16 protein-coding genes and 2 tRNA genes are annotated in these 18,898 nt (G+C 58.8%); 8 read left to right on the forward strand and 10 right to left on the reverse strand.

The window, feature by feature from the left end:
- Nucleotides 1–136: 136 nt before the first annotated feature.
- Nucleotides 137–655, forward strand: a complete 519-nt coding sequence (locus QRN50_RS06690; RefSeq protein WP_004408551.1) for a cupin domain-containing protein — start codon at nucleotides 137–139, stop codon at nucleotides 653–655.
- A 32-nt stretch (nucleotides 656–687) separates the two neighbouring features.
- Here QRN50_RS06690 and QRN50_RS06695 read toward each other — a convergent pair whose 3' ends face one another.
- The 5 genes from QRN50_RS06695 to QRN50_RS06715 all read right to left on the reverse strand — a co-directional run bounded on the left by QRN50_RS06695 (nucleotide 688) and on the right by QRN50_RS06715 (nucleotide 3,381).
- A complete protein-coding gene (locus tag QRN50_RS06695; protein WP_003346527.1) occupies nucleotides 688–1,080 on the reverse strand; it encodes a VOC family protein in 393 nt (130 codons plus the stop codon).
- Between the two features lie 55 nt (nucleotides 1,081–1,135).
- Nucleotides 1,136–2,326, reverse strand: a complete 1,191-nt coding sequence (locus QRN50_RS06700; RefSeq protein ID WP_060406076.1) for a CaiB/BaiF CoA transferase family protein — start codon at nucleotides 2,324–2,326, stop codon at nucleotides 1,136–1,138.
- 125 nt (nucleotides 2,327–2,451) lie between these two features.
- Nucleotides 2,452–2,847, reverse strand: coding sequence for a hypothetical protein (locus tag QRN50_RS06705; protein WP_011267113.1), 396 nt, complete (start codon nucleotides 2,845–2,847; stop codon nucleotides 2,452–2,454).
- Between the two features lie 360 nt (nucleotides 2,848–3,207).
- A tRNA-Asp gene (locus QRN50_RS06710) sits at nucleotides 3,208–3,284 on the reverse strand.
- A 21-nt stretch (nucleotides 3,285–3,305) separates the two neighbouring features.
- Nucleotides 3,306–3,381, reverse strand: a tRNA-Val gene (locus QRN50_RS06715).
- Between the two features lie 171 nt (nucleotides 3,382–3,552).
- Here QRN50_RS06715 and rdgC point away from each other — a divergent pair.
- Both rdgC and QRN50_RS06725 read left to right on the forward strand, forming a co-directional pair.
- Nucleotides 3,553–4,473 (forward strand): recombination-associated protein RdgC, encoded by a 921-nt coding sequence (gene rdgC / locus QRN50_RS06720; RefSeq protein WP_003317427.1) that lies wholly within the window; start codon nucleotides 3,553–3,555, stop codon nucleotides 4,471–4,473.
- A gap of 96 nt (nucleotides 4,474–4,569) precedes the next feature.
- Complete coding sequence (locus QRN50_RS06725) at nucleotides 4,570–5,517, forward strand: bile acid:sodium symporter family protein (RefSeq protein ID WP_096127104.1); 948 nt, start codon at nucleotides 4,570–4,572, stop codon at nucleotides 5,515–5,517.
- 499 nt (nucleotides 5,518–6,016) lie between these two features.
- Here the strand turns inward: QRN50_RS06725 and QRN50_RS06730 are convergent, their stop codons facing one another.
- Complete coding sequence (locus QRN50_RS06730; protein WP_058398546.1) at nucleotides 6,017–7,891, reverse strand: MFS transporter; 1,875 nt, start codon at nucleotides 7,889–7,891, stop codon at nucleotides 6,017–6,019.
- A gap of 242 nt (nucleotides 7,892–8,133) precedes the next feature.
- Between QRN50_RS06730 and QRN50_RS06735 the strand changes: the two genes are divergently transcribed.
- Nucleotides 8,134–11,610 carry a hybrid sensor histidine kinase/response regulator gene (locus QRN50_RS06735; protein WP_096127273.1) on the forward strand — a complete coding sequence of 1,159 codons (3,477 nt, stop codon included), beginning with the start codon at nucleotides 8,134–8,136 and terminating at the stop codon, nucleotides 11,608–11,610.
- A gap of 69 nt (nucleotides 11,611–11,679) precedes the next feature.
- Here QRN50_RS06735 and QRN50_RS06740 read toward each other — a convergent pair whose 3' ends face one another.
- Together QRN50_RS06740 and cysK are read right to left on the reverse strand one after the other, a co-directional pair.
- Nucleotides 11,680–12,618 (reverse strand): aspartyl/asparaginyl beta-hydroxylase domain-containing protein, encoded by a 939-nt coding sequence (locus QRN50_RS06740; protein WP_003407254.1) that lies wholly within the window; start codon nucleotides 12,616–12,618, stop codon nucleotides 11,680–11,682.
- A gap of 175 nt (nucleotides 12,619–12,793) precedes the next feature.
- Entirely contained in the window at nucleotides 12,794–13,768 is a 975-nt protein-coding gene (cysK, locus tag QRN50_RS06745; RefSeq protein ID WP_024639950.1) for a cysteine synthase A, read from the reverse strand.
- Nucleotides 13,769–13,894: 126 nt separating this feature from the next.
- Between cysK and QRN50_RS06750 the strand changes: the two genes are divergently transcribed.
- Nucleotides 13,895–14,962, forward strand: coding sequence for a DUF748 domain-containing protein (locus tag QRN50_RS06750; protein WP_003407252.1), 1,068 nt, complete (start codon nucleotides 13,895–13,897; stop codon nucleotides 14,960–14,962).
- Here QRN50_RS06750 and QRN50_RS06755 read toward each other — a convergent pair.
- Nucleotides 14,959–15,447, reverse strand: a complete 489-nt coding sequence (locus QRN50_RS06755) for a DUF2442 domain-containing protein (protein ID WP_024639948.1) — start codon at nucleotides 15,445–15,447, stop codon at nucleotides 14,959–14,961. The genes QRN50_RS06750 and QRN50_RS06755 overlap by 4 nt on opposite strands.
- Nucleotides 15,444–15,674: a DUF4160 domain-containing protein gene (locus QRN50_RS06760; RefSeq protein WP_074952281.1), complete on the reverse strand. Its 231-nt coding sequence runs from the start codon at nucleotides 15,672–15,674 to the stop codon at nucleotides 15,444–15,446. The genes QRN50_RS06755 and QRN50_RS06760 overlap by 4 nt, the downstream gene beginning before the upstream one ends.
- Before the next feature lie 207 nt (nucleotides 15,675–15,881).
- Here QRN50_RS06760 and QRN50_RS06765 point away from each other — a divergent pair, with 207 nt between their 5' ends.
- The 3 genes from QRN50_RS06765 to QRN50_RS06775 all read left to right on the forward strand — a co-directional run bounded on the left by QRN50_RS06765 (nucleotide 15,882) and on the right by QRN50_RS06775 (nucleotide 18,863).
- The gene (locus QRN50_RS06765; protein WP_003407249.1) at nucleotides 15,882–16,727 is read left to right on the forward strand and encodes an AAA family ATPase; all 846 of its coding nucleotides are present in this window, start codon (nucleotides 15,882–15,884) and stop codon (nucleotides 16,725–16,727) included.
- A gap of 39 nt (nucleotides 16,728–16,766) precedes the next feature.
- The gene (locus QRN50_RS06770; protein ID WP_011267108.1) at nucleotides 16,767–17,945 is read left to right on the forward strand and encodes a vWA domain-containing protein; all 1,179 of its coding nucleotides are present in this window, start codon (nucleotides 16,767–16,769) and stop codon (nucleotides 17,943–17,945) included.
- A 201-nt stretch (nucleotides 17,946–18,146) separates the two neighbouring features.
- Entirely contained in the window at nucleotides 18,147–18,863 is a 717-nt protein-coding gene (locus QRN50_RS06775) for a WbqC family protein (protein ID WP_057456854.1), read from the forward strand.
- The last annotated feature ends 35 nt before the right edge of the window (nucleotides 18,864–18,898 follow it).

The raw sequence follows: 18,898 nt of genomic DNA on the forward strand, positions 1-18,898 counted from the left end.
TGAAATTAAAGATAATTTTTAAGCATCCCGGGATGTGCTTCGATCCACGGCGTGGGCGAATCGGCCCAGACCCTGCATCGACCATCGCGACTGGCGACCAGGGCTCACGCAGTTTGTCGTGCTCAGGAACATTTTTATGCAACCGACCACTCGTTTTCGCTCAACGCGCTCGACGGCTCGCCAGTTGGCAAGCCTGGCCGTAATCGCCGCCGCAGCCATGTTACCGGTCAGCGCAGCCTATGCCGCCAAGAAGCCGCCGTTGGTTGTCACTGAGGGCATCAAGGCCTACCGCCTGTGCACAGGCCCCGACAATCTGTCACACGTCATCGAGGGTTCAATCGATCAAAAAGCCATGACCGATGTCAGCGCCCTGCACTTCAAGGAAACCCCGGCGCACTCGACCTTTGACTGGCATCCGGCCCCCGAAGAGCAGTACGTGATCACCCTGTCCGGCACGCTGGAATTTTCCACCACCGGCGGCGAGAACTTTATCCTGCACCCTGGGGAAGTATTGCTGGCGCAGGACACCACCGGCCCCGGCCATCGCTGGAAACTGATCGACGATCAGCCGTGGCGACGTGCGTACATCATCACCAAGCCAGGCGAAAAAGGCGCATTCGTGCCGAAGGACGGAGCGCCTGCGAAGGGCTGCTGATGCAATGATGCAACCGCCCTCATCGAGCGCGATTACATCGACGCATCAGCCGCCGGCTCGGAAATTTCGATCAGGTTAAGATCCGGATCACGCACATACACCGACCAGATCGGCCCGGTAGCACCGGTGCGCTCGACCGGACCTTCGACGATCGGCCAGTCCTGCTCCTGCAGGTGCACAATCACCTGCTCCAGCGGGATGGTGGCGATGAAACACAGATCCAGCGCACCTGGCACCGGCAAGTGAGCCTTGGGCTCGAACTCCTTGCCGCGTTCATGGACGTTGATTTTCTGATTGCCGAAGCGAAATGCCAGACGCCCCTGACGAAAGCGTTCAGGGGTCATGCCCAGAACGCGTACGTAAAAATCCTTGCAGGCGTCGATATCGGCAGTGGTCAGTACCAGATGGTCCAGATGATCAATCACGGGATCAGCTCCGTTTGGAATAGAGTTCTGTTTACGACAATGGTCAGGTTTCGGATCAGATAATGCCAAGCCGACGCCACTCGGCACGGGTGGCAGCGTCGATGCCATGCGCTTCAAGCACAGCATCGGTGTGTTGACCGAGTGTTGGCGCAGACGATCGTACCTGCCCCGGCGTGTCTTGAAGTTTAGGCACAATACCCGGGAGGGTGACGGGCGTTCCGTCATCCAGCGTGCCCTGCAATAGCATGTCCCGCGCCCGATAATGCGGGTCACTGGCGATATCGGCTGCGTCGTAGATCTTGCCTGCCGGAATACGGGCCTCGTTGAGCGCTGCAAGAACTTCGTCCATCGAGCGTTCGGCGGTCCAGGTCGAGATGGCCGCATCGATGCGCGCCACGTGCCTGACCCGCCCGTCGTTGTGCTCAAGCTCGGGGTCGCTGGCCAGGTCCGCGCGGCCGATCTTTTCCATCAGGCGCCGGAAGATACTGTCGCCATTGCCCGCGATCAACGCGTACTTGCCGTCATTGCAGCGGTAGGCATTGCTCGGCGCGATGCCTGGCAGGCTGCTGCCAGCCGGCTCGCGGACAGTATCGAATACCGAATACTCGGGAATCAGGCTTTCCATCATGTTGAACACTGACTCGTACAACGCGACATCTATCTGCTGCCCGTCGCCGTCATTCTGCTCGCGATGACGAAGCGCCAGCAGAATGCCGATCACACCGTGCAGCGCAGACAGCGAATCGCCAATCGATACGCCGACACGCACTGGCGTGCGCCCTGCCTCACCCGACAGATGACGCAAACCGCCCATGGCCTCACCGATCACGCCAAAACCCGGCCGGTCGCGATACGGCCCGGTCTGCCCGTAGCCGGAGACACGCAGCATGATCAGTTTCGGATTGAGGGCGTGCAGCGCTTCCCAGCTCAACCCCCAGCCTTCAAGTGTGCCGGGGCGGAAGTTCTCGACCAGTACATCGGCATCGCGGATCAGGCGCCGTGCCATCTCCTGCGCCTGAGGCTGGCGCAGATCGAGGGTTACCGACTGTTTGTTGCGGGACTGCACCGCCCACCAGACGGACGTGCCGTTATGCAGCAAACGCCATTTGCGCAGGGGATCACCGGTCAATGGCGGCTCGACCTTGATGACCTCGGCACCGAACTCGGCGAGAATCTTCGTCGCGAACGGCCCGGCAATGAGCTGACCCAGTTCCACCACCTTGATGCCCTGAAGAGGCAGGCTCATGACACGTCCTTTCTTGTTGGGAGGTGGAGGAATGATCTGCGCAAATGCGCTGGATGGAAAGCCGGAAGGTGCGCCTCCAGATCAGACCGCCGTAAAAAACCCCGCACCAGGCGGGGTTCATTGAATCAATTACTGCAGGCCAACTGGAAACTCATTGAGGAGTCACCCGAAGCCCCCCGCTTACCGACCATAAGTCCCAATACATTGACCTGTTCTGTTGTCGCAGCGCCGCCCAACTTGGCGTGCCCGTAGAACAGCCGCTCATGATCACTGGTATCAATGGAAGACACCGAGCAGAACCCTGGAGACTTTTTAAACTGCCCTTCCTTGAAGAGCACTTTATACGTCGCGAAGTAGTCTTTCTGGCTGCTGTAACTTACAGACTTGATCCAGGGCGACGACTGAGCAACGATATTGCCGTGCTGGTCGATGGTCGCCGTGTGCAGTACTGGCTTGGCCAGCGCGCTCGCAGAGAGGATCAAGGCCGTAGTGCCTACAAACAGTTTAAAACGATTTTTCATAGTCATTCCTTTGCTCATTATCGTATCAGACCGCCTCGATTCGGCGGTCGGTCTGGATTAATTATCTGGGATCATCAAAAAACGTTTAATGTCTGGATACCCCATCAACCCATTCAGCTAATACCAGCAAAGAGGATAAATCAAGCGCTCACCAAGGCTAACTAACAAGCCTGGTTTAAACTTCACTAATTAAGGACATTACTTACATTCGCGAAGAATAATTCTTACAGAACTTCAATAGAACTGCCGCGGGGGCATTGCACGAGGGGGTTGGAATTTCCAAACGACAGAAAGCAGAAAGCCCGCACTGGGCGGGCTTTCTGTTTGCTTCAAGGAGTTCAAGGGCCTTGAAGCGGAATATGGCGCAGCGGACGGGACTCGAACCCGCGACCCCCGGCGTGACAGGCCGGTATTCTAACCGACTGAACTACCGCTGCGCGTAACACTAAAAGCGAGTTTGGTGGGTGATGACGGGATCGAACCGCCGACCCGCTGCTTGTAAGGCAGCTGCTCTCCCAGCTGAGCTAATCACCCTTCACTCTCGGTGTGGCGCGCATTCTACGGAGCGACCTGTACTCTGGCAAGCACTTTTTTAAATAATTTTTATAATCCTTCCAAAGGCTTACAAACGCTCTGTACAGGGTTGGCCCCAGCGGCTGAGGAGCGAATAATGCCCGCCTTTGTATAGAAAGAGAGATTCACCTCATGTGGTTCAAAAACCTGCTTGTCTATCGCCTGACCCAGGACGTGCCTTTTGATGCCGAAGCGCTGGAGACAGCACTGGCGACCAAACCGGCGCGCGCCTGCGCCAGCCAGGAGGTAGCCACCTATGGTTTCGTCGCTCCTTTCGGCAAGGGCGAAGACGCTCCATTGGTACACATCAGCCAGGACTTCATGCTGATCGCAGCACGCAAGGAAGAACGCATTCTGCCGGGCAGCGTCGTGCGTGACGCGCTCAAGGAAAAGGTCGACGAGATCGAAGCCGAGCAGATGCGCAAGGTCTACAAGAAGGAACGCGATCAGCTCAAGGATGAAATCATCCAGGCGTTCCTGCCGCGTGCGTTTATCCGTCGCTCCGCCACTTTCGCCGCCATCGCGCCGAAACAGGGCCTGATCCTGGTCAATGCCTCCAGCCCGAAACGCGCCGAGGACCTGTTGTCGACCCTGCGCGAAGTCATCGGCTCGCTGCCGGTACGTCCGCTGACGGTCAAGGTTTCACCGAGTGCGACCATGACCGACTGGGTCAAGACCCAGAAAGCGGCCGACAACTTCTTCGTGCTGGACGAGTGCGAGCTGCGCGACACCCATGAAGATGGCGGCATCGTGCGCTGCAAGCGTCAGGACCTGACCGGCGACGAAATCCAGCTGCACCTGAGCACAGGCAAGGTCGTGACCCAACTGTCGCTGGCCTGGCAGGACAAGCTGTCGTTCGTGCTGGACGATAAACTGGTGGTCAAGCGTCTGAAGTTCGAGGACCTGCTGCAGGATCAGGCCGAACAGGACGGTGGCGACGAAGCGTTGGGACAACTGGACGCCAGCTTCACGCTGATGATGCTGACCTTCGGCGAGTTCCTGCCGGAGCTGTTCGAGGCATTGGGCGGCGAAGAGATTCCGCAGGGCATCTGATACCCGCTCTTGCAGCACTGCCGCTCGAAACACCGCGCCGTCTCGTCAGACGGCGCATTCATTTCACCCCGGTTATTCAACAATAAGGAACAGGCCATGCGTGCGTTGGCAGCCTTGAGTCGTTTTGTCGGCAACACGTTTGCCTACTGGGTTTTGCTGTTCGCCATTCTGGCATTTCTGTTTCCGCAGGCATTCATTGGCCTTAAGAGCTGGATCATGCCGCTGCTGGGGCTGGTCATGTTCGGCATGGGCCTGACCCTGAAACTCGAAGACTTCTCTGAAGTGGCGCGTAACCCGTGGCGAGTGGCGCTGGGTGTGATCGCGCACTTTGTGATCATGCCCGGTGTGGCCTGGTTGCTGTGCCAGGTGTTTCAACTGCCGCCGGAGATCGCCGTGGGTGTGATTCTGGTCGGCTGCTGTCCGAGCGGCACTTCATCCAACGTCATGGCCTGGCTGGCAAAGGGTGATCTGGCGCTGGCGGTGGCAATCGCTGCGGTCACTACCCTGCTCGCCCCGCTGCTGACCCCGACCTTGATCTGGTTCCTGGCGTCGGCGTGGCTGCCGGTGTCCTTTCTGGATATGTTCTGGTCGATCCTGCAACTGGTCATGCTGCCGATTGTGTTGGGCGTGATTGCCCAGCGTCTGTTGGGCGCGCGGGTCAGCTATGCGGTCGATGTGCTGCCGCTGGTGTCGGTGGTCAGTATTGTGATGATCGTCTGCGCGGTGGTCGCCGCCAGTCAGGCGAAAATCGCTGAATCCGGCCTGCTGATCATGGCGGTGGTGATTCTGCATAACACGTTCGGTTTTCTGCTGGGTTATTTCACTGGCAAGGTTTTCAAGCTGCCATTGGCGCAACGCAAGTCGCTGGCGCTGGAGGTCGGTATGCAGAACTCGGGGCTGGGCGCTGCGCTGGCCAGTGCACATTTTTCGCCGCTGGCGGCGGTGCCAAGTGCGCTGTTCAGTGTCTGGCACAATATTTCCGGGGCGTTGCTGTCGACGTATTTCAGGAAGATGCCGGAGGAAGAGAATACGTCCGTCCGTTGATGCCAGTTGACTATCGTTCCTCACGCTCCAGTGAACTGCCCCCAAAAAGTTGGACGGTTGACTATCGTTCCCATGCTCCGCGTGGGAATGCAGTTCGTGACGCTCTGCGTCACACGGCGGTTCTGCGGTGTCAGGTGGATCGGGGTTCGGCTCAGGTCACCTTTTCGCCCCTCGGCGACTTACTTTGATGGGGCCAAAGTAAGCAAACCCCCTGGCTCCGTTTCCGGCCCGACTTCGTCGGGTTCCTTCGCCCTGTCACTGATCCGGGGGTCGCCGCAACGCGCCATCCATGGCACGGTGCGGCTTGCCTGGCGTCCTGCCAGGCTACCCCCGGATCAGCGCCAGGACTCAGCCGTCACTAACGTCGCACTCTGCGTCGCCTGTGCCATCGTGGTTGAAAAGCGCTTCAGAGCAATTTGGCTAAATACACGGCTCGGGAACTGATGACTATCGTGCCAATGCGGAGTGATTGGCACGTCAGTCGTACGGAGCGCCGGCGCTACTGCACTTTTCCTCTCAGCGCTTTCACTTCTTCACGTACGTCCACGGGGGTTGCCACGTCCGCTGCGATGGGCGAACCGGCCACCAGCACGACGCGAGACCACAGGCGGCGAAACAGGGTCTTGCTCGGGTCGCGGCTGAAGAAGCTGCCCCACAGGCCTTGCAGTGCCAGTGGAATGACCGGTACCGGGGTTTCCTGGATGATGCGGCTCATGCCGTTCTTGAAGCCGTTGATTTCGCCGTCGGTGGTCAGTTTGCCTTCCGGGAAGATGCACACCAGTTCGCCTTCCGCGAGGTATTGGGCGATGCGCTTGAACGATGTTTCGTAGATGTCCATGTCTTCGTTACGCCCGGCAATGGGGATGGTCCCGGCGGTGCGAAAGATGAAGTTAAGCACAGGCAGCTGGTAGATCTTGTAGTACATGACAAAGCGGATCGGGCGCCGCACCGCACCGGCAATCAGCAATGCATCGACAAAGGACACATGGTTGCAGACCAGCAGCGCCGCGCCTTCGTCCGGAATCCGGTCCAGATTGCGGTGTTCGACGCGGTACATGGAATGGCCAAGCAGCCAGATCATGAAGCGCATGGTGAACTCGGGGACGATCTTGAAGATGTAGATATTGACCGCGATGTTCATCACCGACACGGCCAGAAACAGCTGCGGAATCGACAGCTTGGCAACGCTCAGCAGCAGGATCGAGACAATCGCCGAGACCACCATGAACAGCGCGTTGAGAATGTTGTTGGCGGCAATGACGCGCGAGCGCTCTTTCAGCGGCGTGCGCGACTGGATCAAGGCGTACAGCGGCACGATATAAAAGCCACCGAATACGCCGATACCCAGAATGTCGAACAGCACCAGCCAGCCCTGCCCGGAGGACAGCACTGCCAGCCAGTCGTTGGCCTGCACGTTCTGCGGGAAACCGCCCGAATGCCACCACAGCAGCAGGCCAAAAATTGTCAGGCCCATCGAGCCGAACGGCACCAGCCCGATCTCGACCTTATGCCCGGACAAGCGCTCACAGAGCAACGAGCCGAGCGCGATGCCGATGGAAAATACGGCCAGAATCAGCGTAACGACCGTTTCGTCGCCGTACATCCATTCCTTGGCATAGGCCGGGATCTGCGTCAGGTAGATAGCGCCCACGAACCAGAACCACGAGTTGCCGACAATCGAGCGCGAAACCGCGGGCGTTTGCCCAAGACCCATACGCAAGGTCGCCCACGACTGGGTGAAGATGTTCCAGTTGAGCTTCATCTCCGGCGAGGCAGCCTCGGCGCGCGGAATACCGAAGCTGGCCAGGAACCCCAGGCAGGCGACCAGCACGATGGCAGCCGCCACCACCCAGGCGTATTGCGAAGAAGACATCATCACACCCGCGCTGATGGTGCCGGCCAGGATCGCCAGAAAGGTGCCCATCTCGACCAGCGCATTGCCGCCGACCAGTTCGCTCTCGCGCAGGTGCTGGGGCAGGATCGAATACTTGACCGGCCCGAACAGCGCCGAGTGCGTGCCCATGGCGAACAGCGCGGCCAGCATCAACTCCAGATGATTGAGCAGAAAGCCTGCGGCGCCGACCACCATGATGACGATCTCGCCGAACTTGATGATGCGGATCAACTTGTCCTTGGGGTATTTCTCGCCGAACTGCCCGGCCAGCGCCGAGAACAGAAAGAACGGCAGGATGAACAGCAATGCGCACAGATTGACGTAGATCGAGCGATCCCCATCGATGCTGAGCTTGTAAAGAATGGCAAGGATCAATGACTGCTTGAAGATGTTGTCATTGAATGCCCCGAGGGACTGCGTGATGAAAAACGGCAGGAAACGGCGTTTCCCGAGCAGGCTGAATTGTGACTGTTGGCTCATCGTCCGTGGTCCTGAGAGGCTGGGGAGAACTGACGCAGCGGCCAATCCGAGGCACATTGAAGACGTAACGCCGCCGAATGTCGATAGGACATTTTCTTTTACAAAACCTGTGTCGCTTTTTTTATCACTTCGGGCTTTGTCGGGGCAGCTGCGACACCGCGCCACGCTCGACCTTGGTCGACAAAGACGAAGTGCGGCCATCGTGCGAGACTGCGCGTTATCGATACGGTGTGGAATTTGATATGTCGCTGTCCAGCGGGCTGATTGCGGCCGTTGCCCTTACCTATATGGCCATCATGTTCGCCATCGCCTTCTACGGCGACCGCTACAGCGCATCCCTGCGCCCGACCATGCGTGCCTGGGTCTACAGCCTGTCGCTGGCGGTGTACTGCACCAGCTGGACGTTTTTCGGCGCAGTGGGCCAGGCCGCCGAGCAGTTATGGTCGTTTCTGCCGATTTATCTGGGGCCCATCGTGCTGATGGTGCTGGCACCCTGGGTGCTGCAAAAAATGGTGCTGATCAGCAAGCAGGAAAACATCACCTCGATCGCCGACTTCATCGCGGCGCGCTATGGCAAGTCCCAGTCCCTGGCGGTGATGGTGGCGCTGATCTGCCTGATCGGCATGCTGCCGTACATCGCGTTGCAGCTCAAAGGCATCGTGCTGGGGGTGAATATCCTGATCGGTGCCGTGGCCGATTCCACCGGCACCCGCGCTCAGGACACTGCGCTGGTGGTGTCGCTGATTCTCGCGCTGTTCACCATCGTCTTCGGCGCACGCAATCTGGATGTCACCGAACACCATCGCGGCATGGTGCTGGCCATTGCCTTCGAGGCGCTGGTCAAGCTGTTTGCGTTCATGGCAGTCGGCGTGTTCGTCACGTTCGGCCTGTATGACGGATTCGACGACCTGTTCAATCAGGCCAAACTCGCGCCACGCCTTGAGGAATACTGGAAAGACACGATCAACTGGCCGTCGATGTTCGTGCAGACCGGCGTGGCGATGATGGCGATTGTCTGCCTGCCCCGCCAGTTCCACGTGACGGTGGTCGAGAACATCGAGCCTCAGGACCTGAATCTCGCCAAATGGGTGTTCCCGGCCTATCTGGCGCTGGCCGCGCTGTTCGTGGTGCCGATTGCACTGGCCGGACAAATGCTCCTGCCCGGCTCCATGCTGCCCGACTCGTTCGTGATCAGCCTGCCGCTGGCGCACGCTCACCCGTCACTCGCGTTGCTGGCCTTCATCGGCGGAGCATCGGCGGCAACCGGCATGGTGATCGTCGCCTGCGTGGCGCTGTCGACGATGATTTCCAACGACATGCTGCTGCCGTGGCTGTTAAGACGCAAAAACACCGAGCGGCCGTTCGAAGCGTTTCGTCACTGGATGCTTTCTGTCAGACGCATCAGCATCGTGATGATTCTCCTGCTGGCCTATGTCAGCTACCGGATGCTCGGGTCGACGGCGAGTCTGGCGACCATCGGCCAGATCGCGTTTGCCGCGATCACCCAGCTGGCTCCCGCCATGTTCGGTGCGCTGTACTGGAAGCAGGCCAATCGGCGTGGCGTCTTCGCAGGGCTGGCGGCCGGTATCTTCATCTGGTTCTACACCCTCGTGCTGCCAGTGGCGGCGCATGGCATGGGCTGGTCGCTGAGCACTTTCCCGCTGCTTTCCTGGCTGCACAGCAACCCGTTCGACCTGCCTATCTCGCCGATGACCCAGGGCGTGGTGCTGTCGATGGCCGGCAACTGCACGCTGTTCGCCTGGGTGTCGATGTTGTCGCGCACGCGAGTGGCCGAGCACTGGCAGGCGGGTCGTTTCATCGGTCAGGAAACCCAGGGGCGCGACTTCAGCCGCCCGCTGCTTGCGGTGCAGATCGAGGACCTGCTCAGCCTGTCGGCACGCTTCGTCGGTGAAGACCGCGCGCGGCAGAGTTTCATCCGTTTCGCCCAAAGGCAGGGCAAGGGTTTCAACCCCAGCCTGAATGCCGACGGTGAGTGGATCGCGCATACCGAGCGACTGCTGGCCGGCGTGCTCGGCACCTCCTCGACCCGCGCGGTGGTCAAGGCCGCTATCGAAGGTCGCGACATGCAGCTGGAAGACGTTGTACGCATCGCCGACGAAGCCTCCGAAGTCCTGCAGTTCAACCGCGCGCTGCTGCAGGGTGCCATCGAAAACATTACCCAGGGCATCAGCGTGGTTGACCAGTCCCTGCGGCTGGTGGCCTGGAATCGTCGCTACCTTGAGCTGTTCAATTACCCCGAAGGCCTGATCGGCGTTGGCCGGCCGATTGCCGACATCATCCGCTACAACGCCGAACGCGGGCTCTGCGGACCGGGCGAGGCAGAAGTTCACGTTGCGCGCCGTCTGCACTGGATGCGCCAGGGCCGCGCTCATACCTCGGAGCGGTTGTTTCCCAATGGCCAGGTGATCGAACTGATTGGCAACCCGATGCCGGGCGGCGGGTTCGTCATGAGTTTCACCGACATCACCGAGTTCCGCGCTGCCGAACACGCCCTCAAAGGCGTCAATGAAAGCCTTGAGCAGCGGGTAGCCGCACGTACCCACGAATTGTCCCAGCTCAACCAGGCGCTGACCGAAGCCAAGGGTACCGCTGAAGCCGCCAACGAATCGAAAACCCGTTTCCTGGCCGCGGTGAGCCACGACCTGATGCAGCCGTTGAACGCTGCACGGCTGTTCTCCGCTGCGCTGTCACATCAGCAGGAAGGGATTTCCAGCGACGCTCAGCAACTGGTTCGGCACCTGGACAGCTCGCTGCGCTCTGCCGAAGACCTGATCAGCGACCTGCTGGATATTTCCCGCATCGAAAACGGCAAGATCACCCCGGACCGCCAGCCGTTTCCGCTCAGCGCGCTGTTTGACACCCTCGGTGCCGAATTCAAGGCGCTGGCTCAGGAGCAGGGCCTGAGTTTTCGTGTGAGGGGCAGTTCACTGCGCGTCGACAGCGATATCAAGCTGTTGCGCCGGGTGCTGCAGAACTTTTTGACCAACGCGTTCCGCTATGCCAAAGGCCCCATTCTGCTGGGTGTCAGGCGCTACGGTGAGAGCCTGAGTCTGGAAGTCTGGGACCGGGGGCCGGGCATTCCCGAGGACAAGCGCAAGGTGATCTTCGAAGAATTCAAACGCCTCGACAGCCACAAGACTCACGCGGCCAAGGGGCTGGGTCTGGGGTTGGCGATTGCCGATGGTTTGTGCCGCATTCTCGAGCATCCTTTGCAGGTGCGCTCATGGACCGGCAAAGGCAGCGTGTTCAGCGTCCGGGTACCGCTGGCCGCGCCCCAGGCGGCACTCCCCGCTACGCTGCCCGATGTCAGCCGCCCCGCGCTGAACGGCACACAGGTGCTGTGTGTCGACAACGAAGACAGCATCCTGATCGGTATGCACAGTCTGCTGTCACGCTGGGGCTGTCAGGTCTGGACCGCGCGCAATCGCCAGGAATGCGAAGCGCTGTTGAACAATGGCGTTCGACCGCAGATTGCCTTGGTGGATTACCACCTGGATGAAGGCGAAACCGGTACTGAACTCATGGTCTGGCTACGCACCCGACTGGGTCAACCGGTGCCGGGCGTGCTTATCAGTGCCGATGGGCGGGCAGAGTTGATCGCTCAGGTGCATGCGGCGGGACTCGATTATCTGCCCAAGCCGGTCAAGCCTGCAGTGCTGCGCGCGCTGTTGAGCCGGCATGTGAGTCTGGACGGGTAACGGAATGCCGGTTGTTCGCAGAGGCCACGAACAACCGGATCAGAGCGGAATAACAGGAAAGACTGTCGTTTAACCAAACAACCAGTAGCCCAGCAGCGTCAGTACCGCCACTGCCAGAACCGGGCGCAGTACGCGGTAAGCCTTGGGGTTGGCGCGCTTGAACTGCTTGACCTTGCCACTGAAGCCATCGCTGAAACGCTTGCTGAATGCATACGCCTGGTTGATTCCGCCGACGCGCTCGTCGTCAAGGTTCTGCGGAGCGGTGGCGCGGCCCAGAAACGCGCTGACGCTGCGGTTAATACGGGTCATGAAGCGGTTGGTCAGCGGACGCTCGATGTCACAGAACAGAATCACACGAGTCTGGTCGGTCTCGTTCTTGACCCAGTGAACGTAGGTCTCATCGAACATGACGTCCTGACCGTCACGCCAGGCGTACTCCTTGCCATCGACGAAGATCCGGCAGTCATCGGAGTTGGGCGTGGACAGGCCCAGGTGATAGCGCAGCGAGCCGGCAAACGGATCGCGGTGCGGATTGAGGTGACTGCCACCCGGCAACAGCGCGAACATCGCGCCCTTGACGTTGGGAATGCTGTTGACCAGTTCGACTGTTTTCGGGCACAGCGCCTCGGCAGACGGCAAGGCCTTGTCGTACCACTTCAGGTAAAAGCGCTTCCAGCCCTTCTTGAAGAACGAGCCAAAACCGGCGTCGTTGTTTTTCTCCGCCGCACGAATATAGCCTTCGTCGAACAGGTGCATGGCTTCGTCGCGAATGGTTTCCCAGTTGTCCTTGAGGACGTCCAGTTCAGGGAATTTGCTGCGGTCCAGATACGGCTCGGACGGCACGCGGGAAAACAGGTACATCAGTGCGTTGTACGGTGCGAACAATGCAGAATGGTTGACGAACTGCCGCAACAGAGGCAATCGGGCCCGACCGCGCAAATGAACGTACAGCGTGCTGCCCAGAAACAGCATCAGGATCGATGCCTTGGCAACAAATGAAAGGGTCATGAAGCTCTCCTTGAAGCGGGCAGATAACGCCAAACGTCACGCGGGCAGTGCTGATGCATGATTCTGAATAATGACTGGAGCGCCGGGCGGACAGCGCTGATCGTCCGGCGAGTCGTAAGCTGGCCATCATAAACCCTTGCGTTGCCCGCATGAAGTGCGCGCTTGCGAAGATGTGTTACTGGGAAAGCTCCTGATCGGTAAACAGATCGCTGAACAGCATGCTCGACAGGTAACGTTCGCCGGAGTCCGGCAGCACCACCACGATCGTCTTGCCCTGCATCTCCGGCTTTTCAGCCAGACGGACGGCAGCCGCCATTGCCGCGCCGCAGGAGATACCGCAGAGAATGCCCTCCTCCTGCATCAGACGCCGCGCCATGGCCTTGGACTCTTCATCGGTGACACGCTCCACCCGGTCGACAATCGACAGGTCGAGGTTTTTCGGGATGAAGCCGGCGCCGATGCCCTGAATCTTGTGCGGGCTGGGCGTGATCGTTTCACCGGCCATCGCCTGGGTGATGATCGGCGAACCGTCCGGCTCGACCGCGACCGACAGGATCGGTTTGCCTTCGGTGTGCTTGATATACCGGGAGATACCGGTGATAGTCCCGCCAGTTCCTACGCCTGCCACCAGGACGTCGATGGCACCGTCGGTGTCTGCCCAGATTTCCGGGCCAGTGGTTTTTTCATGGATGGCCGGGTTGGCCGGGTTTTCGAATTGCGCCGGCATGAAATATTTCTCGGGGTTGCCTGCCAGCAGTTCTTCGGCCTTGGCAATCGCGCCTTTCATGCCCTTGGCCGCTTCGGTCAGCACCAGTTCTGCGCCCAGTGCCTTGAGTACCTTGCGACGTTCTATGCTCATGGAAGCGGGCATGGTGAGCATCAGTTTGTAGCCACGGGCAGCGGCAACGAAGGCCAGACCGATGCCGGTGTTGCCCGAGGTTGGCTCGACGATGGTCATGCCCGGCTTGAGCCTGCCGCTGCTTTCGGCGTCCCAGATCATGTTGGCGCCGATACGGCACTTGACGGAATAGCCCGGATTACGCCCTTCGATCTTGGCCAGAATGGTGACACCGCGCGGCGCGATACGGTTGATCTGCACCAACGGCGTATTACCGATGGAATGGGCGTTATCAGCGTAGATACGGCTCATGAGGGTGTCCTTGTGCACATCGGTTAAAGACCCAAAGCCTATGCCGCCAACTGTGGGGCGTCCAGTCTGACCGAACGGATGACGGCGCGAGCAGTCAATCCTTCATTGAAACAGGAGACTCATGTCATGAAACGTCGCTACAGCTGGCCGCTATGGACCCTGGCCGCTCTGGTAGTCCTGCTGATCGCTGTCAATATCGCCCTGCCGTATCTGGTGCGTGACTATCTGAACGACAAACTGGCCGACATGGGTGACTACCGCGGCGAGATCACCGATGTGGACCTGGCACTGTGGCGAGGGGCGTACCGGATCAAGGGGCTGAAGATCGTCAAGACCGATGGCAAGGTTCCGGTGCCCTTCTTCGACGCGCCGATGATCGAACTGGCAGTCAGCTGGCACTCTCTCTGGTATGACCATGCAGTGGTCGCGAAAGCCCTGTTCACTGGCCCGCAGATCAACTTTGTGGACGGCGGCAGCAAGCAGGACTCGCAGACCGGTCAAGGCACCGACTGGCGTACCCAGATGAACAAGTTGCTGCCTATCACCCTCAACGAATTGCGCATCGACGACGGGCGCATCACGTTCAATAACTTCAACTCCACGCCCAAGGTAAAAATCGAGGCGGATCAGGTCAATGCCAGCATCTATAACCTGACTAACGTGGTCGACGTGGAAGGCAATCGCGATGCCGAGTTCAAGGGCAAGGCGCGCCTGCTGGGCCACGCCGATCTGGAGAGCACAGCCAGATTCGACCCGTTCAGCAACTTTGAAGACTTCGACTTCAAACTGCGCGCCACCGGCATCCAGCTCAAGAAACTCAACGACTTCTCGTCGGCCTACGGCAAGTTCGATTTCAACGCCGGCGATGGCGACGTGGTGATTGAAGCGCAGGCCGACAAAGGCCAGCTCAAGGGCTACATAAAGCCGCTGTTGCGCAATGTGGACGTATTCAACTGGCAGCAGGATGTCGAAAACAAGGACAAGGGTGTTTTCCGTTCGATCTGGGAAGCGCTGGTCGGCACCAGCGAAACCGTATTGAAAAACCAGCGGGAAAACCAGTTCGCCACACGCGTCGACCTCAGCGGCAGTGTCCATCAGCAGGACATCAGCGGCTTCCAGGCGTTTCTGCAGATCCTGCGCAATGCGTTCGTGCAGGCATTCAATGCGCGCTATGAGAGCAGCAAGGGTTCCTAGCGTGTTTTTTTGTCTGTGCCGTATACACCCCGCCCTTCGGCGGCCTGTGCCTGTTGCTGCAATGCATCCCAGCCCAGGCAAGCCAGCGCCAGAGTGCGTGGTGTAGGCTCGCGGGAGTTGCTGTAGCGGGTGATGCTGCGCGGGCTCACACCCAATGCTTTTGCGGCCTGAGCCAGGGGCAAACCCGTGCGGGCCCGCCACCCGATGAAAATACGCGTGTTTTCATCGGTGGCCGCTTGAGCCTGAGCGTCAAGGTACAAGGTATCGGCACCGATCTGGATATCCGGCTCCGGCCATTCAACCGTCCAGCCATCATCGCCCACCTGGGCCTGGGCAAAGGCATCGGCAGCGATCAAAGGCCGTAACCCAGGAAAAGTCTGCACATCCGCGCTCATGTCGAGCACGAATTGCTGATCGTCGATGAACGTCAAGGCCAGTCGATATCCGGACTGGGCATGAACCTCCTTGAGCCGTGGGCGTTTCATGGATGCCATCGTTTCCATTCCTCCATCAGTTCGTTACGGTGAGTTCGTATCCATTCAAGAGCTTCCCTTAACACAACAGCCGGTGCGGTTCCGCGCATGGGCTCTACAAGCTCAAGGCAAATCAGCACGTCCAGCCCACCACCAGTCAGGTGAACATGCGGCGGCAGGTGGTCTTTTTCTCTCAGCTGAATCCTGTATTTATCCCTGAACCTGTATTTAGTCGACATGACGCGTATGGTATCGCCAAATTAGCCATACCAAAAGCAGCGTTACAATTTAGACCCGGTCACGGCGTGACGCGCCATTCAAGAACTGAATGAGGCGTCTTCGTTCACAGCCATCGGGCCGCCACGTTATAGTCAGGGCATTGCTTGCCCCTCTTACGGCGTGCGTGCCGACCGGATATGCGCGCCCATGCGAAAAAGGATGGATCAATGAAGTTCGAAGGTACGCCGGCCTACGTTGCCACTGACGATCTCAAGCTGGCGGTCAACGCGGCCATCACGCTGGAGCGTCCATTGCTGGTCAAGGGCGAGCCCGGCACCGGCAAGACCATGCTCGCCGAGCAACTGGCCGAGTCCTTCGGCGCGAAACTGATTACCTGGCATATCAAGTCCACGACCAAGGCCCATCAGGGCCTGTACGAGTACGATGCGGTGAGTCGTCTGCGCGACTCGCAACTGGGCGTCGACAAGGTCCACGACGTACGCAATTACCTGAAAAAGGGCAAGCTCTGGGAAGCCTTCGAGTCCGAGGAGCGTGTGATTCTGCTGATCGACGAAATCGACAAGGCCGATATCGAGTTCCCCAACGACCTGTTGCAGGAACTCGACAAGATGGAGTTCTACGTTTACGAGATCGATGAAACCATCAAGGCCAAAAAGCGACCGATCATCATCATTACCTCCAACAACGAGAAGGAGTTGCCGGACGCCTTTCTGCGTCGCTGCTTCTTTCACTACATCGCCTTTCCGGATCGGGCCACGCTGCAACGCATCGTCGATGTGCATTACCCGGACATCAAGAAAGACCTGGTGAGCGAAGCGCTGGACGTATTCTTCGATGTGCGCAAAGTGCCGGGGCTGAAGAAGAAGCCCTCCACTTCCGAACTGGTCGACTGGCTGAAGCTGCTGATGGCCGACAACATCGGTGAAGCCGTGCTGCGCGAACGCGACCCGACCAAGGCCATTCCGCCACTGGCCGGCGCGCTGGTCAAGAACGAGCAGGACGTGCATCTGCTTGAGCGTCTGGCGTTCATGAGCCGTCGCGGCAACCGATGATCGTGTCTATCCAACCTGCCATGTAAAAGGGCGACAGCCATGCTGCTCAACCTGTTCAACGAAATGCGCGCGGCCAAAGTGCCGGTGTCTCTGCGTGAACTGCTGGACCTGATCAATGCGCTGAAACAGCGGGTCGTGTTCGCCGACATCGATGAGTTCTACTTCTTGGCGCGCACGATTCTGGTCAAGGACGAGCGCCATTTCGACAAGTTCGACCGCGCCTTCGGTGCGTATTTCAACGGCCTGGAAAACCTCGACGAGCATTTGCAGGCGCTGATCCCGGAAGACTGGCTGCGCAAAGAGTTCGAGCGCTCGCTGACGGACGAGGAACGCGCGCAGATCCAGTCGCTGGGCGGCCTCGACAAACTGATCGAGGAGTTCAAGAAACGTCTGGAAGAACAGAAGGAACGCCATGCCGGTGGCAACAAATGGATCGGCACCGGTGGCACCAGCCCGTTCGGTTCGGGTGGTTACAACCCGGAAGGCATTCGTGTCGGCGATGCAGGCGAGCGCAAAGGCAAGGCCGTCAAAGTCTGGGACCAGCGCGAGTACAAGAATCTGGATGATCAGGTTGAGCTGGGGACGCGCAATATCAAGGTGGCCCTGCGTCGCCTGCGCAAGTTCGCTCGTCAGGGCGCTGCGGATGAACTGGACATCGACAGCACTATCGATCACACCGCACGCGATGCCGGCCTGCTGAACATTCAGATGCGTCCGGAGCGGCGCAACACCATCAAGTTATTACTGCTGTTCGACATCGGCGGCTCGATGGATTCGCACGTCAAGGTCTGTGAAGAACTGTTCTCCGCATGCAAGACCGAATTCAAGCATATGGAGTATTTCTACTTCCATAACTTCATCTATGAATCGGTGTGGAAGAACAACCTGCGCAGAAGCTCGGAGCGGACCGCTACCCAGGACCTGCTGCACAAGTATGGCGAGGACTACAAAGTGATTTTCATCGGCGACGCCTCGATGGCGCCCTATGAAATCACCCAGCCCGGCGGCAGCGTCGAACACTGGAATGAAGAGGCGGGCTATGTATGGATGCAGCGCTTCATGGCCAAATTCAAGAAGATCATCTGGATCAATCCCTACCCGAAAGATGCCTGGGACTACACCACCTCGACGCATATCGTGCGTGATTTGATTGAAGGTCAGATGTATCCGCTGACCCTCAGCGGTCTGGAAGAAGGCATGCGCTACCTGGCGAAATGAAATAAGGCTGCTGCCAATGCTGTATAAGCCGGTCATCGACCGACCGGTACAGCGCGACCAGCAGCATGATCATTTTGCCCCCCTGAACTACGCTGACTGCTCCACACAACTAATCAGACGGAAAAGTGCTGATTGAGTAGGTCGTTTTGCAGTTACTCCATCGTTTTGCCTGAGCAGCCGTCGCGACGTCGCGGGTTACTTATGAACGAAACGCTCGGGATCATGCAGCCTTACTTTTTCCCCTACATCGGTTACTTCCAGCTCATTGCGGCGGTCCAGCGCGGGCTGGTCTTTGACATCGTCAAATACAAACGCAAAAGCTGGATGAACCGCAATCGGGTACTGGGCAGCAAAGGCGACTGGCAATACATCAATGTTCCGGTCTGTGTCAGCGAGGGCGCACTGATCAAGGACGCGACCATCATCGACCTTGCCTGTGCCCACCGACGAATCAAGAATCAGCTTGAACACTATCGAAGCCAGGCGCCGTACTTCCGGGAAACCTTGCAGGTGGTCGAGCAGACATTCGGCACACCTGCCACCCACCTGTGTGAACTCAATACACGCGCGCTGAAAGTGGTCTGCGAGTATTTAGGCATGAGCTTTGACTGGGAAAGCTGTGCGGCGATGAACCTGGATCTGCCGCCCATTGAACATGCAGGCCAATGGGCGCTGGAAATAAGCACCGTGCTGGGGGCGCGCCAGTACATCAACGCCACAGGTGGACGCGAAATTTTCATACCCGGCGAATGGCAGGAACGAGGCATAGAACTGAGGTTTCTCGAGCCCGCTTCATTCAGTTATTCCACGGGACCTCTGAATTTCGTCGAAAACCTTTCAATCATCGACGTGCTGATGTGGAACGCACCTGAAACGGTACTCGCCTATCTACATAATGAAACACGGGCAGTCATATGAGCTGCGCGCCGATGTTTCGCTATGCCCCGCCCCAC

It is taken from the genome of Pseudomonas sp. MEJ108 (genome assembly GCF_030208985.1).
GTDB classification, from domain to species: domain Bacteria; phylum Pseudomonadota; class Gammaproteobacteria; order Pseudomonadales; family Pseudomonadaceae; genus Aquipseudomonas; species Aquipseudomonas fragariae.

Bases quoted from the DNA above. Each gene is read 5' to 3' on its own strand.
- QRN50_RS06690 (WP_004408551.1), top strand. From the start codon at position 137: ATGCAACCGACCACTCGTTTTCGCTCAACGCGCTCGACGGCTCGCCAG.
- QRN50_RS06700 (WP_060406076.1), bottom strand. From the start codon at position 2,326: ATGAGCCTGCCTCTTCAGGGCATCAAGGTGGTGGAACTGGGTCAGCTC.
- QRN50_RS06705 (WP_011267113.1), bottom strand. From the start codon at position 2,847: ATGAAAAATCGTTTTAAACTGTTTGTAGGCACTACGGCCTTGATCCTC.
- rdgC (WP_003317427.1), top strand. From the start codon at position 3,553: ATGTGGTTCAAAAACCTGCTTGTCTATCGCCTGACCCAGGACGTGCCT.
- QRN50_RS06725 (WP_096127104.1), top strand. From the start codon at position 4,570: ATGCGTGCGTTGGCAGCCTTGAGTCGTTTTGTCGGCAACACGTTTGCC.
- QRN50_RS06730 (WP_058398546.1), bottom strand. From the start codon at position 7,891: ATGAGCCAACAGTCACAATTCAGCCTGCTCGGGAAACGCCGTTTCCTG.
- QRN50_RS06735 (WP_096127273.1), top strand. From the start codon at position 8,134: ATGTCGCTGTCCAGCGGGCTGATTGCGGCCGTTGCCCTTACCTATATG.
- QRN50_RS06740 (WP_003407254.1), bottom strand. From the start codon at position 12,618: ATGACCCTTTCATTTGTTGCCAAGGCATCGATCCTGATGCTGTTTCTG.
- cysK (WP_024639950.1), bottom strand. From the start codon at position 13,768: ATGAGCCGTATCTACGCTGATAACGCCCATTCCATCGGTAATACGCCG.
- QRN50_RS06750 (WP_003407252.1), top strand. From the start codon at position 13,895: ATGAAACGTCGCTACAGCTGGCCGCTATGGACCCTGGCCGCTCTGGTA.
- QRN50_RS06755 (WP_024639948.1), bottom strand. From the start codon at position 15,447: ATGAAACGCCCACGGCTCAAGGAGGTTCATGCCCAGTCCGGATATCGA.
- QRN50_RS06760 (WP_074952281.1), bottom strand. From the start codon at position 15,674: ATGTCGACTAAATACAGGTTCAGGGATAAATACAGGATTCAGCTGAGA.
- QRN50_RS06765 (WP_003407249.1), top strand. From the start codon at position 15,882: ATGAAGTTCGAAGGTACGCCGGCCTACGTTGCCACTGACGATCTCAAG.
- QRN50_RS06770 (WP_011267108.1), top strand. From the start codon at position 16,767: ATGCTGCTCAACCTGTTCAACGAAATGCGCGCGGCCAAAGTGCCGGTG.
- QRN50_RS06775 (WP_057456854.1), top strand. From the start codon at position 18,147: ATGAACGAAACGCTCGGGATCATGCAGCCTTACTTTTTCCCCTACATC.